Origin of the sequence: Sulfidibacter corallicola (assembly GCF_017498545.1) — a bacterium.
In the GTDB taxonomy this organism is placed as follows: Bacteria; Acidobacteriota; Holophagae; order Acanthopleuribacterales; family Acanthopleuribacteraceae; genus Sulfidibacter; species Sulfidibacter corallicola.
Genome location: NZ_CP071793.1, coordinates 7,442,655 through 7,456,025 on the forward strand (window position 1 = coordinate 7,442,655; position 13,371 = coordinate 7,456,025).

9 protein-coding genes are annotated in these 13,371 nt (G+C 58.7%); all 9 read right to left on the minus strand.

From position 1 onward, the window contains the following. Nucleotides 1–30 precede the first annotated feature (30 nt). The 9 genes from J3U87_RS22925 to J3U87_RS22965 all read right to left on the minus strand — a co-directional run bounded on the left by J3U87_RS22925 (nucleotide 31) and on the right by J3U87_RS22965 (nucleotide 13,321). Nucleotides 31–675, minus strand: a complete 645-nt coding sequence (locus J3U87_RS22925) for a hypothetical protein (protein WP_237378102.1) — start codon at nucleotides 673–675, stop codon at nucleotides 31–33. A gap of 1 nt (nucleotide 676) precedes the next feature. Next, nucleotides 677–1,216, minus strand: coding sequence for a hypothetical protein (locus J3U87_RS22930; protein ID WP_237378103.1), 540 nt, complete (start codon nucleotides 1,214–1,216; stop codon nucleotides 677–679). Further along, the gene (locus J3U87_RS22935) at nucleotides 1,213–1,533 is read right to left on the minus strand and encodes a polysaccharide deacetylase family protein (protein WP_237378104.1); all 321 of its coding nucleotides are present in this window, start codon (nucleotides 1,531–1,533) and stop codon (nucleotides 1,213–1,215) included. The genes J3U87_RS22930 and J3U87_RS22935 overlap by 4 nt, the downstream gene beginning before the upstream one ends. 474 nt (nucleotides 1,534–2,007) lie before the next feature. Continuing rightward, entirely contained in the window at nucleotides 2,008–4,575 is a 2,568-nt protein-coding gene (locus tag J3U87_RS22940) for a WD40/YVTN/BNR-like repeat-containing protein (RefSeq protein ID WP_237378105.1), read from the minus strand. Continuing rightward, nucleotides 4,572–7,010: a WD40/YVTN/BNR-like repeat-containing protein gene (locus J3U87_RS22945; protein WP_237378106.1), complete on the minus strand. Its 2,439-nt coding sequence runs from the start codon at nucleotides 7,008–7,010 to the stop codon at nucleotides 4,572–4,574. The genes J3U87_RS22940 and J3U87_RS22945 overlap by 4 nt, the downstream gene beginning before the upstream one ends. Before the next feature lie 579 nt (nucleotides 7,011–7,589). Further along, entirely contained in the window at nucleotides 7,590–9,143 is a 1,554-nt protein-coding gene (gene maoP, locus J3U87_RS22950) for a DUF413 domain-containing protein (protein ID WP_237378107.1), read from the minus strand. 288 nt (nucleotides 9,144–9,431) lie between these two features. Further along, nucleotides 9,432–10,079, minus strand: a complete 648-nt coding sequence (locus J3U87_RS22955; RefSeq protein ID WP_237378108.1) for a hypothetical protein — start codon at nucleotides 10,077–10,079, stop codon at nucleotides 9,432–9,434. A gap of 287 nt (nucleotides 10,080–10,366) precedes the next feature. Continuing rightward, nucleotides 10,367–12,412, minus strand: coding sequence for a tetratricopeptide repeat protein (locus J3U87_RS22960; RefSeq protein ID WP_237378109.1), 2,046 nt, complete (start codon nucleotides 12,410–12,412; stop codon nucleotides 10,367–10,369). Nucleotides 12,413–12,913: 501 nt separating this feature from the next. Further along, nucleotides 12,914–13,321 carry a hypothetical protein gene (locus tag J3U87_RS22965; protein ID WP_237378110.1) on the minus strand — a complete coding sequence of 136 codons (408 nt, stop codon included), beginning with the start codon at nucleotides 13,319–13,321 and terminating at the stop codon, nucleotides 12,914–12,916. Between the last annotated feature and the right edge of the window lie 50 nt (nucleotides 13,322–13,371).

Below are 13,371 nucleotides of genomic sequence, written 5' to 3' on the forward strand. Positions count from 1 at the left end.
TCCTGGGATACTGCGAAAGATCTCCGCGAATCAGGTCCAGGTCCGCCATACCAGCGAACCGGCCAGGTAGAGCATGGGCACGAAGAATACGACGACGATCGCGACGGCAACCCAAGAACCGCCCTCGTCTTCATCTTCATCCTCGCCATCGCCGGTGAGCTCGGCGAGTTTCTCCATGCTCGCGTCCTGGTCCTCCTCGGAACCGTACAGCATGCTCTGGAACATCTTGCCGATCGCCTCACCATGCTCGGCGGGATCGACCGGCGTCTTGTAGAGATCCAGGTCGTATTCCACGATCTCGGTCTCGTCCTCTACGATCGTTTTGGGGATCACGATCCCGGATGCGTCGAGGGCGGGGTTGGCTGGTTGGGCTTCTCCCTCCTCGTCTTCATCTTCCTCACCGCTCAGGCCGAGGGCGCCCATGATGGCGTCGTACATGACGTAAACCACGTAGGCGCAGATGGACAGCCCAAAGAAGGTAGTCAGGTAGGCGTTGGGTGATGCGCCGGCCTGATAGCTGGTGTAAAACACGAAGACGGAGCCGATCAGCGGCACCCAGGCGATCAATAAATCGAGCGGGCGGGTGAAGGCGGCCAGGTTGGATCGGTTGGTGATGAACAGTACCGCCATCATGAAAAGGACCATGTAAATCCAGACGTACCAAGGTGCAGACATCTCAGAATTCCTCCGTATTTTCGAGCAGTTTCGCGGCGACCAATTGGTCTTTCACGGCGATGGGCAGGCACACGAGGGCGACGTACTCTTCGCAGTCCCCGACAAACAGGGTGTAGGCGTGGTTCGTGGCCAGTTCCAGCTCCAGGTGGGTGAGGAAATTTTCCGATTGAACCCCGTGGTAATGCTTGAAACGCCAGCGTTTCCACCCGCCCCCCTGCTTGAAATCCAGGCGGACCAATTTTTCGGTCTCGTCAAAACTGACTCGGACATGAGATGCATAGAATCCGGGCACGACTCCGGCGACTTTTTCCAAGGCGTGTCCGTAATCCTCGACACCCTCGAATACTTCCCACCCCCAGAGGAAGGTTCGCTCATCGAGCAAATCCACCAGGAGATCGTCGAAACAGAGTGTGTCGTCGTCGTCATAGTCGCAGTGTTCTTTGGCTTTCTGAATGATTTCCGGAGTGATCTGGATCAGTCCGTTGGTGTTCAGGATGTCTAAAAAGGTGTTCAGACGCGGGTTGTCCGTTGCGCCCTTCATGAGTCCTCTCCTTCGTACTCTTTGATTTCCTCGAGCAGGTGTCTGAGCAAGCGTTTCCTTTCCTCGAGGTCGGCTTCACCTCGCATCACCCGGCCCAGCAGGAAATAGGGCTCGAGTTCCCGTCGCGCCCGGACAAAGATCCAGAAGGCGTGACAGGTGCCTGCGACGACCAGGACGAGTGCGGCCCATGCGCCGGCGACCACACCGAAGATCACCGAACCGCAGATCCACATGAGCAGTCCGACGGCGGCAGTGTAGGCGAGCCGGAACAGGAGGATGCGAACCTCTCCCTTGTAGAGCCTTTGAAAGAACGTCACTCCAATGTCCCCGCACCGTGAAGTTGGCCGAATGTCAGGTTTTGAATCCGACACCCTGTAAGTCCCGCCAGTAAGAAAAAACCGCCAAAAAAATTCTGAGGGACGCTTAAGTAGATGATTCGAGGGTGGTTGACGCAAGAGATTCAAAAGTTATCTGTGGTTTATTCGGTTCGGAGAGGCTTTGCGAACGGCCGTTCGCATGAGGGACCACTCGGGAACGTTTGGAGCTGGACCTATTCCGCGAGGCGTGACGAGGGCCGGGGCCACCATTCCCCGAGGTGCTTGGTGATTTCCGCGATCGTTTTGGGAGCGCAAACGAGGGCGGCGGTCGCACTGGGAGCCAGGGTCGTCGGGAATCCGGCAGGCCGTTTCGCGCGCTCGGTCTTCCGGGCGGGAACGGGTGCCGAGCGATTCAGCGTTGAACGCGAACAGGCGCCGAACGATACACCGCTGGCATCGTTCGGCGCCCGGACCTCATTCGGACGCGACAGGGATCGCGGCCGCCATCGACGGCTGCCGCAGGTTGTTGAAGACGAAGGTCGTGCCCGTGAGGGGCGTGCCGTCCAGCGATTGAACGGTGACGGCCGCGTGGTCGGGGAGCGGAACCTCCGGGAACAGGTCGGCCAGCAGCGTGGCACGCGGTCGATCACCCGTAAGGTCCAGCTCCTGGGTGGCGATGATGGTTTGGTCTTCGCCATACAGCGCGAAACGGACCGGGGTGGTGGCGTCATCGGTGCGCTGGGCGGCCACGACGAGCGCCGGAATCTGATCGCCGGGAAGGTAGGGGAAGGCGAGCCCGGATTGAAGCCGAGTCACGTCCACCGCTTCGGTCTGGGCGGGCGAGGATCCGCCGGAAACCTCTTCCCGGTTGACGATCAGGAAGGAAGCCAGCAGGCGATCGCTGGGCGTATCGATTCGAATGGTATAGCCGCTCAGGCCTGGGAACAAAGCCTCGGCGGAGATATCCATCGTGGTTTCAGCCGCCAGGATGAGGGTCTGTTCGGCGCGCGAGCCGTCCACCGCCACGGCTTCCAGGTGAATGGAGTGCGCTTGGACGTCCTCGTTCACGAAAGCGAGGGTCGTGTGCCACTGGGCGTTGTTCACGACCCAGGGAATCACCCGGCGGGGAACCATCTCGGTCGCGATGGGCTCGAGCCGGCAATGGTGGCGACGAACCGCGGTATAGGCAGTGACCAGACTGTCCTGTAGAGGAACGATGCTCTGGGCTTCAATCCCGTTGGGGAAACGGTGAATGGTCCAGGAGAGACCATCCGGGCTGGACCACAGTTCGGAACGGGGCGGACGGTATTCTTCGCGCCAGGCTTCAAAGGCGATGAACTGGTCGCCATTCCAGTAAACCTGATTCCACGAGTATCGCGACGCGGTAGGGCGCACCTGCCAGGTAACGCCGTCGTCGCTCCAAACCATGGTGCCTTTATCACCGACGCCCACGTAGATGCCGTCGCCAAAAGCCAATTTGACAATCGGCGGCAAGGCCTCCACCGGATGGTGTTGCCAGGTGTTTCCGTCGGCGCTGACCAGCGAGCCGAGTGACGTGTAAATGACGAATCGCGAGCCGTCCCACACTAGGTCGTAGGCTTGTGCGTCCGGAACAATTGCGCGGACGACCCCGCCCGGGTTGGCCGCATCGACCGTGACCACCGAAGCGCTGCCGTTCACTGCGACCAGGGCCGAATCGTTTTCCGCCAGGCCGCGGATATCTTCCAGGCTCGTGGCGAGCTGCATCCATTCGGTGCCGTCAAGGGAGACATGAATCGTTTGGGAAAGTAGTGCGAAACGGTGCCCGGTCCAGCGCAGATCAAAGCGGTTTCGGGCGCCCTGAAGATCGATGTGATGCCAGACCCGGTCATCGCCGGCGACGGAGATGGTGCCGTGATTGTCGATCAAGACCAGCTTGTCGTTGCCGAAAGCGGCCAATTGGATGGCGTTCCCGGCCAAGAAGGTCTCCTCGCGCCAGGACTCGCCGTCCTCGCTGATCAGGATCCGGTAGTCGTCTAGATCGAGGCGAAAGTCTTTGCCACTCCAGTAGACTTTGGCCACGGGGCCGGTCCCTTCGGGCAGGGTGACCTCGCTCCATTCGGTGGCGTTGTGGGTCGCATAGAGGCTGCCGCTTTGATCGAGTGCCAACAAGGTATCGTCGTTTTGGGCCAGGCTGACAAGCGTATCCCGCGTTAACGGGACCACCCGTTCCCAGTCGGTGGCGTTGCGGCTGACTCGGATCGTGCCCCGCTCGCCGACGACCACGAACCGGCCCTGGAACGCCGTCACATCGCGAACACCGCCATCGGGAAGAAAGCTGTTCGGATCCAAGGACTCCCAAGCGAGGCCGCGATCTGAGCGGTACCAGGTATTGCGCGCTACCACCAGGTAGACGTTGCCGTTGTAGGCCAAACGGTTGGGATAGTATTGGCTGGTTTCCAATGAGAGCACCTGGCGCCAACTGTCCTTCCGCCGGGAGGCGTGAAGGCCGGTGGTGGTCAACGCCCACCATTCCGATCCATCCCACAACAGGTCCTCGACCGGGTCGGGCGTCAGGGCTGGATCCCAGGTGACCGCGTCTGTGCTGCGATACAGGAAACCTTGGCTGTCGAGAGCCATCAATTCGCGGGCGTTCCCGATCAGTCGCTGCCAGCCGGACCCTCTCGTGGATGGCCAAGGGGCCACGGTCGTCTGGCCATCGTCCAAGATGCCGATCACCGCATGATTTTGGCGCCCAAGCCGTTCCGGCGCATAGCCTGCGACGACTGTCTCGCCTTTGAAGGTCGTGCCCAAATGGGTACCCCAAAGCGAACTCATGAAGTCGGTCGGTGCCGTCGCCAGACAGTCTTCCGCGGCGCGGGCGGCCGGAATGCCGAAGAGGGCGATGGACAGGAGCATGGCGAACGGGATTGCGCGGGCCGTCGTGTTTGACGGGCGTCGTTCGGTCAACACAGGGGAGCCTCCGATGGTGGAATTGGCGTGGCCGGGATGGCGAAGTTGCGTGTGGCGATACGTCGGGCCACCTGGGAAAAAGGGGTTCATCGTCCAGCCTCCGTGGGGATCGCACCGGCCATCGAGGGTTGGCGAAGGTCGTTGAAAATGAAGGTGGTTCCCGCCAAACGGGCACCATTTTTGGCGCGCACGTGAACCGAAACTGCACCGGTCTGGAGTTCGGGAGGAATCAGGTCACTGGCCAAAAGCACCGTGGGAAAGTTCCGGGCGAGGCTGCGGGTGACTTGCCATTCCTGGTCCCTGTCGAGGTTTTGAAACGTCATCGTGATTTCTGTGTTGCTGTAGGGGCATTCGGGTGCCACCAACACGATCGACGAGATACCCTCCTCGGGAAGATAGCCGAAGGTCAGGGATTCGGACCACTTGCTTTGCGGCCAACCGGTACTCTGTGAGGGGGAGGATCCGCCGGAGATCTCCTCCAGGTTGAAGGTCAGGAACGAAGTGATGACCTCTTCACCCGCACCGTAGACCATCAGGCTGTAGCCCGTGAAGTCGCCGAACAAGTCGGTAGATTGACGGGCAAGGACCGAACGCGGGGGGAGCCGAAGGCTTTTTTCATACCTGCTCCCGGTTTGGGTCACAGCCACGAGGCCCAGGGTTTTCTCCTCGTCGCCGGGATTCATGAAGCTCACGCGGCTCGACCACTGCTCGTTGGCCACCATCCAGGGAATCACGATGTCGGGGGTTTCCGTGGTCGGCGGCGCCACCTGGCACCGCGCGATGCGATAGCTCCCCCCGTCATCGAAAATCATGGTGAAGTCGGGACCTTGGATAATCCTTTGTACCGCGATCAAGTCGTCGCCATCGAGCGTCATGGCTCGCCAGTTGAGGCCATCGAAGCTGACGCGGCTGGCCTCCGACTCGAAGGGATTGGTGAGCACGAAGGCCTCACCGATCCGGGTCAGGTGGGTTGCCGCGGCCTGGTTGAAGATCCACGTGCCCGGAGACCAGGAAACCCCGTCGCGGCTGAGATGAAGCTTGGAACCATCGAAGCTCAGGTGTACTTCGCCGTTCGAAAGGACCTCGCCACCCGGATTGCCGCGGTGGGGCACGCCCTGCCACGCGATTCCGTCCTCGCTCATGTAGGTACGATCGCCGCTGAAGGCGTAAAGCCGGCCGTCGCGCGCTTCCAAGGTGCGTGGTCGGTCGCTCAGAACCAGATCCGAGGCTACCCAGCCGGTTCCGTGATTGGAGACCATGACGCGTCCCTCACTATCGAGTAGCCACCATCGACCCATGAGGTACTGCACGCTTTCCAAAGTGGCATCCGGGTTGCCCCACGACCGGCTGGTCCAATCCTGTCCGTTGCGGGACGTACACAGGGTGCCTTCGCGACTGATGGCCACCAGTCCGGTATCGCCTCGACCCACGTCCGACATGGCGCCCTCGTTGCCGATGTTCAGTTCTCGCCAGAAATAACCGTCCTCGGTCATGTACATGTCGTTGTCGGCGAACACGTAAAGGGTGTCGTCCAGTACCTTGCCCACCGCGTCCGCGTCGAAATCGGGCAACAATCGCATCCATTTGCCACCGTTCTCTCGGCGGTATACGCGACCCTCGGATCCCAGCGCCCAGAGAGCCTCTCCCTGCCAGCGCACGCGGTTGAAGGCGACCGGTTTGGTGACGGGCTCGTGGGTCCAGGTGTCTCCGTTCGAACTGCGGCGCAGCCCCGTCGTGTCCACTTCCCAGAATCTGGAGCCATCCCACGCCATGCCCAGGTGATCGGGGAGCTGGCCGGTGGATTCGATGGCCCACTCCCTGCCATCCCCGCTGGTCAGCAGGGTGCCGTCCTCGCAGCGTGCCAGGAACCGATTGCCGCCCCAGGCGACCGACACGATCGCGGTATCCGGGTCCAAGTCTTCGGTGACGTCCGCAAAGGTCCAAAAGAACGAGTCGATGCTGAACAGGATCGTCCGATTATCGCCGACCGCGACCAAGACCTCCTCGTTGCCCGTGACATCCAGAAGGTCTTCGTCGGTCACGAATTCGATCAACGGGTTCCAGCGCCCACCGTCCAGGCTGCCGTGGAAAATGCGCCCGTTTTCGGCGGCGCCCACGAATCGAAAGCCTTCGAAATGAACGCCGTTGATGCGAGTCTGCGTGTTGGTTTCTTCCCAGGTGACGCCGTCCTCGCTGTAGAGGATCTGGTTGCCCTGGGATTGGATGGCGACGAAGGCGTCGCCGCTGTGGGCGAAGGCGGATATCGGATGGGCAGCGACGGCATCGGCCTGTGCCCAGCGAACGCCGTCGGGGCTGTGCCAAATGCCGGGCGTTCCCTGGCGGGCACCGCCCAGCAGGTGCACGTTGTCGGTAATCAGGATGTCGTGATAGGTGGCATTCAAATTGGCGTTGACCGAATCGTCGCACTGAAGGTCCTGGGCCTCTAAAGGCGTGAAAAAAAGCAAGCTCGAGAAAAGCGGGTAAATCAAACCGAGGCAGGGAATCGAGAACCTGAAAATTCGCATGGATACCTCAAATTGCAACATGTCGCATGCTCATATAGACGCACGGGTGTTTGTGTGTGGGAGCGGCATCGGTCCCACTACCGAAAGCGGGAAACCGCGAAAAAAGGGCTCAAAAAACTTACCGCCCGCTACGTGAACATGGCCGCCGGAAGGGTCCTGGCGGCCAGGACCGGATGATCGGAGGCGCACCTGCAGTGGATGCGGCGATGGAAGAACGTGGGTGAAACGCGTGGTTCCGTCCGCGCCCGGAGGGGCGTCTGTTCCATTTATTCCCGTCAGAAAGGAATTCCCGCCAAAAAAACAATGTGCCGGTGGCGTAGCTTCTCCGAAAAACGAACCTTCGGGAGGAAGGGGACCGGGTCGGCGCCCCTCCGAATTCGGGCTGTCAGGGACACTCGGAATCGTGGTCGGCGAGGGCACCGCCGAGGATGTCGAGATTGTTGTGGGTCGGCCAGGTGTCGAAGGTCGGGGAGAAGCCCTGTTGCCGGTTGTCGAGCATCCCACCATTCGGAGCCGTGGGCCAGATCGGCGGCACGGAAGGGCAGGTGACCCTGCCACACCTCCCGTTCAAACGGGTGATCAGGGTCGATCCCGTTCCCTCAGATATTTGATCCAGCCGCGTTCGGTGTGGCTCTTGGGTTTCACTTCGCCCCGCGAGGCCCGCACGAAGTGAGCCTGATCGGCGTTCACCGGTTCGAGCCGGCCTTCGGTGAGATCCAGGAAATAATGGCCGACGGTTTCGATGAGGTGTTTTTGGCGGGCGGAATAATTCGTGCCGCGGACCTCGAAACCGCCCTTCAGCAACGAGGCGATGTGGTCCTGGGGGTAGTCGATCGACAAGGCATGGACGTAGGCCAACACGTAATCGACCACCTCCGCCTGATCGAGCACGCCACGGTGGGTCGCCGCGAATCCCCGGAGCTGGGTCGACTGGTTCTGGGCCTCGGTGCGCAGTTGGCTCGAGAGCGGAACCACGCCATCGCTGTTTTCTCCCCACTTCAGGGAGCGATCGTTGGCGAAGGCGTGGATCAGCACGTGCTCGAAGCGCGTCGGTCGATGGCGGAACAGGTGCGCGACAAAGTCGCTGTGGGGATTCAGGTCTCGCCACGAAGGCAGCACGATCATGCCGTGTTTCTCGCCCATGGCCGCGGCGGGATGGCCGCCAAAGGGCGACGCCATCGAAATGAAATGGAACGGGGCGTTGCGGCCGGGTTTCTCCTCCAGTTTGTTGAGGGCCTCGCGCACGACCAGGCCGCCCATACTGTGGGCCACGATGACGGTGGGGATGCGGTCATTGTCGCCGAGATAGCGGGTGCTGAGAAAGATGTCGTAGAAAAAGTCGGCCATTTGCGAGAGGTCGCCACCGGAGGGGTAGTAAAAGTAGAACGGTTTGAAGAACCTGCGATCCAGCTTCGCCAGCAGGGCATCGAAATTCCTGGGCGAACCGCCGATACCGTGTACGAAAACCACCGGGATCTTGTACGCGATGTCCTTTTCCAACGCATAGAAGAGCTGGGGTGCCGCCTCCAAAAACGAAGCGGGATCGTATTGGCCCAGGGTGACCATTTCGTCGTCGAAGACGGGGTCGTCCAGCTCGCGAATACTGCCTGCCGGATAAAAAACCGAATCCCGAATCCGGGATCGCCGGACTTCGATGGGCGCATCCACCGAAAAGGGAATCGAGGGCGTATAGGCGAAGTCGCGAAAGGCCATCACCTTGATCTCCCGGGGGAAGCGCTCGCCCTTCAGTGGGGCATGGCCGATGGCCTCGTCGCTCCCGTAGAACCCATCCCGATTGCGATCGTGGAGCACGTACAGGCGGTAATCGCCCTGCGGCAGGTTCAGGCCGAAAATGCCGCTGCTGCCCACTTGATGGAAGATATCGACCAGTTCGTTTTCGCGAAACCGGTTGGAAAATGCCGCCACGGCGATGCTGCCCCGAACACCCATGCCCCTGGGGAGTTTCAGTTTACCGTGCACGATGTAGGTCTCCTCCTCCAACATGTGTTTGAGGTTCAACATGGTCGGATCGGTTTCCTGCAGCGTTTTGTAGCGCTTTTGGATGGCGGTGTGTTTCAGGTAGGTGCAATTTGTCAGCATGACCAGAAACAGGGCGGCCCATACGGCTTTCATGGATCGATGTCCCCCTCGAGTTGGGGGGATTATACCCAAGTCGGTGTGACTTGCCCATGCGTTGGTGAGGTGTCGTGGGTTTCTCGGCGCAGGGCCATTTTGTCCACGGATCACACCAATGACACGAATCAAGGCATTTCCACGGAATGGTCTTGGCAGTGCGGATGGGTCGTTCAAAAATCGGGAAAACGGGATCGGAGGATGGTTTTGAATTCGTGTCGATCCGTGTGATTCGTGGACATACTTTTATGGTTTCTGATCCGTGTACCCAAGTCCGGGGGCAAGCAGCTATTGGATCTCCCGATAATCCACGTTCCGTTTCAAGACCCGGTCGAGACAGTCCGTTTTGGATCCCAGCCAAAAGCCCTGGTATCCCATGAAGATCGCCTTGGGTTCCCTGGCGACGTGAAACTGGTGATCGGGCTCCCCGCTGACATACCTGCCATTCAGCCACAGGGGTTCCCTGGCGATCAGTAAATCACCCTCTTGCGGATCGTTCTCCAATCCCCACAGTGGTTTGCACGACATCAGGGTCTCCTGCAAAGCCAGGGTGACGAGAAAATGCTCCAGCGAGTCGCAAACCTGTTCGAAACCCTCGCAGTGTTCGTCCCACAGCATTCCGGCATCCGAAAAGACGGGCGGATCCTTCTCTCCGAGCCTGGTTTTGCACGACCAGTTGCCCTGGTTTTCCCAACTGAAGGTGACCATGCCGTCTTCATACTCCAGGTCCGCGATGGAACCGAGCATGTCCTGGGTGTTGAAGGGGGCGGGTTCGTCTTCGATGGCGGTCATCCTGCCGAACTCCAGATAAAACCGGCGCAACGGATCGGGAAGCTCGGCGGGAACGCGATGCTCGGGCAAACCGGCCGCTTCGCGATCGGTCTCGTACCACCAACGAAGAAAGCGAAAGAGATCGTCCAGCGACTGGATGTACATGTGGTTGCCTCGGGGTTTTTTAGCATTTTAACAAAGCCGATCCAACACATCGAGGTAGCTGGCAGCGAGCCCAGGGGCCGTTTTCCATTCCGGCCAACCTGGTTCCTCGCGAAGGAGCCTGGATCCTTAATTGATGAAAATGAATCAGGAACCCAAAAAAGGCGAAATCCAGGAAGAAGCATCCAATTGGCATTTCATCATGGTGATGCTTATCCTGGTTTTCAAAATTCCAGGGTTCCTGATTGGTTTTCGACTACCTATGATTCCTGATCCAGGAAAATCCAGTATCAGTCAGACAGGTCGGCCAGAATCTGATCGAGGCTTTTTTGATCTTCGGGATCCTCGATATCCAGTTTCGCCTTCTCGAGAAACTCGATCGCCTCCTTTTTCATGCCCAACCCATCCATCACGAGGGCCAAGGTCTTGATGGCCGCGATATCGCAACAACCGGATTGTTTCATGGCGAATTGCGCCTGTTTCAGGTTGGCCTTGACCGGTTTACCGCTGAGATACCCGCTCCAGGCAAGCGCTCTCCACGTTTCGGCGCTTGCGTTGACGGTGGCGAGTCGTTCGGCCATGTGAGCTGCTTTCTCCGTTTGTCCCGATCCCAAAAAGGATTGATAGTAATTACCAAGTTGTTTCACGAATGAGCGCTCTCTTGCGGTCAGTTTGGTCGCCTGAGCCGGCGATTTGGGGTTCGTGTTGGGTGTCTTGCGTGTGGATTCCCAAATTTCGAAGATCTTATCGATCCGTTTATCGGCTCCAATCGACAAGAACTCCTCGTAATCGCGCCGCTCGAGAAGTTGATCTTGAATCAGGGGGAACATGATCTTGTGAACTCGATCGTTGGCGTTCTTGAACACATAATATCGCTCTAGGGATTTTTCGCTTTCGCCCAGTGCATTGTTGAATTGAGTGTAAGGTCCAAACAAGTGAATTACCTGGTTTAACTCGACTTCGCCAGGTTTTAACTGGGCCGCGATCTCATCTCGCCGGGCAGCCAGCAACTGGCGTGCGGCCGGAATCCTGTCACGTAAGCGGCCAAGGTAGAGAATGGTCATGAACTTGGTTTGGTGCGCGCCTTCCGAATCGATGTGTTCATCTTGAAAAACCTCTTTCAACATCTCGAAAGCTTGTGCATCCTTGGCCTCTTTCATCAGGCCAATGGCTTGGAACAGCCGTTGTTCGAGCTTGGCCAGAGATTCCGTGGCGGCGGGCTCGTTTGCCGGCGATGAATGTGTTCGGATGGGAAGCCCAGTTGCTGGGTAAGCCGGTGCATGAAAACGAATTTCTAGGCCCGGATGATCCCCATCGGCGGGAATGAATAGGGGTTTTCCGTCGGCGATGGCGACGATGACTCTTTCGTAATCCTTCGATGTCAACTGCATGACAAAGCCGTCTTCCAAGAACAGGCCGGCGTTCTGCTCCTCATTGCGTTGAAAGAGGATGAAGTTTCCTGTCCTGGCCCGTGCCTGGGAGCCCATTTCCTGATTCAGCCAGCGATCGGGTTTATTGGGCCACCAAACGTAAGAAGCGTCCGCATTGGGATCCGGAAGACAGAGCGTGGCAAGTTCCATCGAATCATCGGCAAGGTATCCGGGTAATTTTTCCGATGCAAGCGGGGTCAACGTCAAAACCAACCGATCTTGATCGTTCTCGCCACCTGCCACGTGGTGGGTGACCGAAACATTGGGAAACGCGGTTGTAAATATTTGAGATAAAACGCTCTTTTTCATTGTGTCGCGATCGATGACGGGCGTGCGCCTTCGATCGGACCAGGCGATGGTGGGATAATATCGGTATACATTCCCTAGGAGGGACATGATCCGGGTGGGGCCGTAACTGCGCAAGAGTTGCCCCTCTTCCTTTGGGAGGATGAGCCCCAGCAGGAAGGTATCGGGATAGTCGACACCTTCAAATCGTTGTTCATGGGTGTAGAGGACCCAACTGAGTGCGTTATTCTTGAGGAACCAAATCTCTTCGGCCATAGCCGTATAGTCCCCAACATCCACATACTTACCCTTGGAGGCGAGGTGGTGGACAACCTTGAAGTAGAAAAACAGGCCCGGGGCTTCGACCTCGGTCAACTCTGGATACTTCTTGACCGTGATGACGATTTCTTTTTGGCCTTGGTTCGCCAGCCCCTTCGTGACATAGGTCCAGCAGGGAATGGGTCCGTCGAAGGTGTCGATCGCATGTTCGTAGACCCTGATAAACAGCTCCTTCTCAACCAGTTCGAAGGTGGCGATCGGGTTTGGGCCAGCCAAGGCCGGGGAAACCCCCGCTATGATTGTGATGAGTAAAAGAGACAGGCGGGGGCTCAGTAATGGCATGTGACTCTCCTGGGATGTCATTCATGAGTCTAGGACCCGATAGAAACATATCATGGTTACGACTTGGATGGCATGTACCCCCTTTGGGTCTGGGAAAAAAGTGAATCGAAATCCGTCTACCTGGGGAAGATGACCTTTGATTTTTGGCGTCGTTCAAGGCAGTCCAGGCTGGAAGGTGCACCAAACTGGGCTGGCCTTGCAGGAACCCCTCGCGGCCACACCTTTTCGAAGCCGAGCGCCTCAGTTTGGTAGGCCCCTGTTCCGCTTGGGCGCGTCGTTCCCACTTGGGCTACGTGAGTCAATGAAGCCTTGGCCGCTTCGAACAGATTCCAAGGCGGGTTGGGAAGCCGGTCAGGCTGGGGCCACTTCTGTGGTTTGCGGGAACTCCCGACAGCCGAATGTTGGTTCGCTTGGAAAAAATACCCGGATAAAGGAAGCGACCGAACAGGCGCGCCCCCGACCATGGCTTGGTCACGATCGGAGGACGAGCCCGCGTGACCCTTAGGCGCCGGCGGTGACGGTGGAAACCACTTCGCCTCCCAGCAGGAAGTTGCTGAGGCGACCCTTGCCGTCGAGGTCTCCTTGGGAGAACAGGACCTCGAAGTCCGCGTCTTCGACTCCTGTTTGGGAAGAAATGTTGGTCACCTTGAAAAAGACGATGCGCGTGCAGGCCTGCCAACCTCCCGCACCCTGGATCAATCCGCCCGTCGGACTCATCGCGGTGACATCGTTGTTGGTGGATTTCACGTCGTAATAGAATCCGCTATCGGGTGAACCGAAGAAGTTGGCGGTGATCCGAATCACGTTGCCCTGGGTGAGGTTGGGGATTTTCAGGACAGGTGTGTCTGCCCGGCTGGGAGAGGTTACGGCGATGGACCAGGTGCCATCTTTGGATACAAACTCACTCATGTTCGCTCCTTCAAGCTTGAGATCCCCAGCCAAGAGGTTCGAAGTCTTGG

Bases quoted from the DNA above. Each gene is read 5' to 3' on its own strand.
- J3U87_RS22925 (WP_237378102.1), bottom strand. From the start codon at position 675: ATGTCTGCACCTTGGTACGTCTGGATTTACATGGTCCTTTTCATGATG.
- J3U87_RS22930 (WP_237378103.1), bottom strand. From the start codon at position 1,216: ATGAAGGGCGCAACGGACAACCCGCGTCTGAACACCTTTTTAGACATC.
- J3U87_RS22940 (WP_237378105.1), bottom strand. From the start codon at position 4,575: ATGAACCCCTTTTTCCCAGGTGGCCCGACGTATCGCCACACGCAACTT.
- J3U87_RS22945 (WP_237378106.1), bottom strand. From the start codon at position 7,010: ATGCGAATTTTCAGGTTCTCGATTCCCTGCCTCGGTTTGATTTACCCG.
- maoP (WP_237378107.1), bottom strand. From the start codon at position 9,143: ATGAAAGCCGTATGGGCCGCCCTGTTTCTGGTCATGCTGACAAATTGC.
- J3U87_RS22955 (WP_237378108.1), bottom strand. From the start codon at position 10,079: ATGTACATCCAGTCGCTGGACGATCTCTTTCGCTTTCTTCGTTGGTGG.
- J3U87_RS22960 (WP_237378109.1), bottom strand. From the start codon at position 12,412: ATGCCATTACTGAGCCCCCGCCTGTCTCTTTTACTCATCACAATCATA.
- J3U87_RS22965 (WP_237378110.1), bottom strand. From the start codon at position 13,321: ATGAGTGAGTTTGTATCCAAAGATGGCACCTGGTCCATCGCCGTAACC.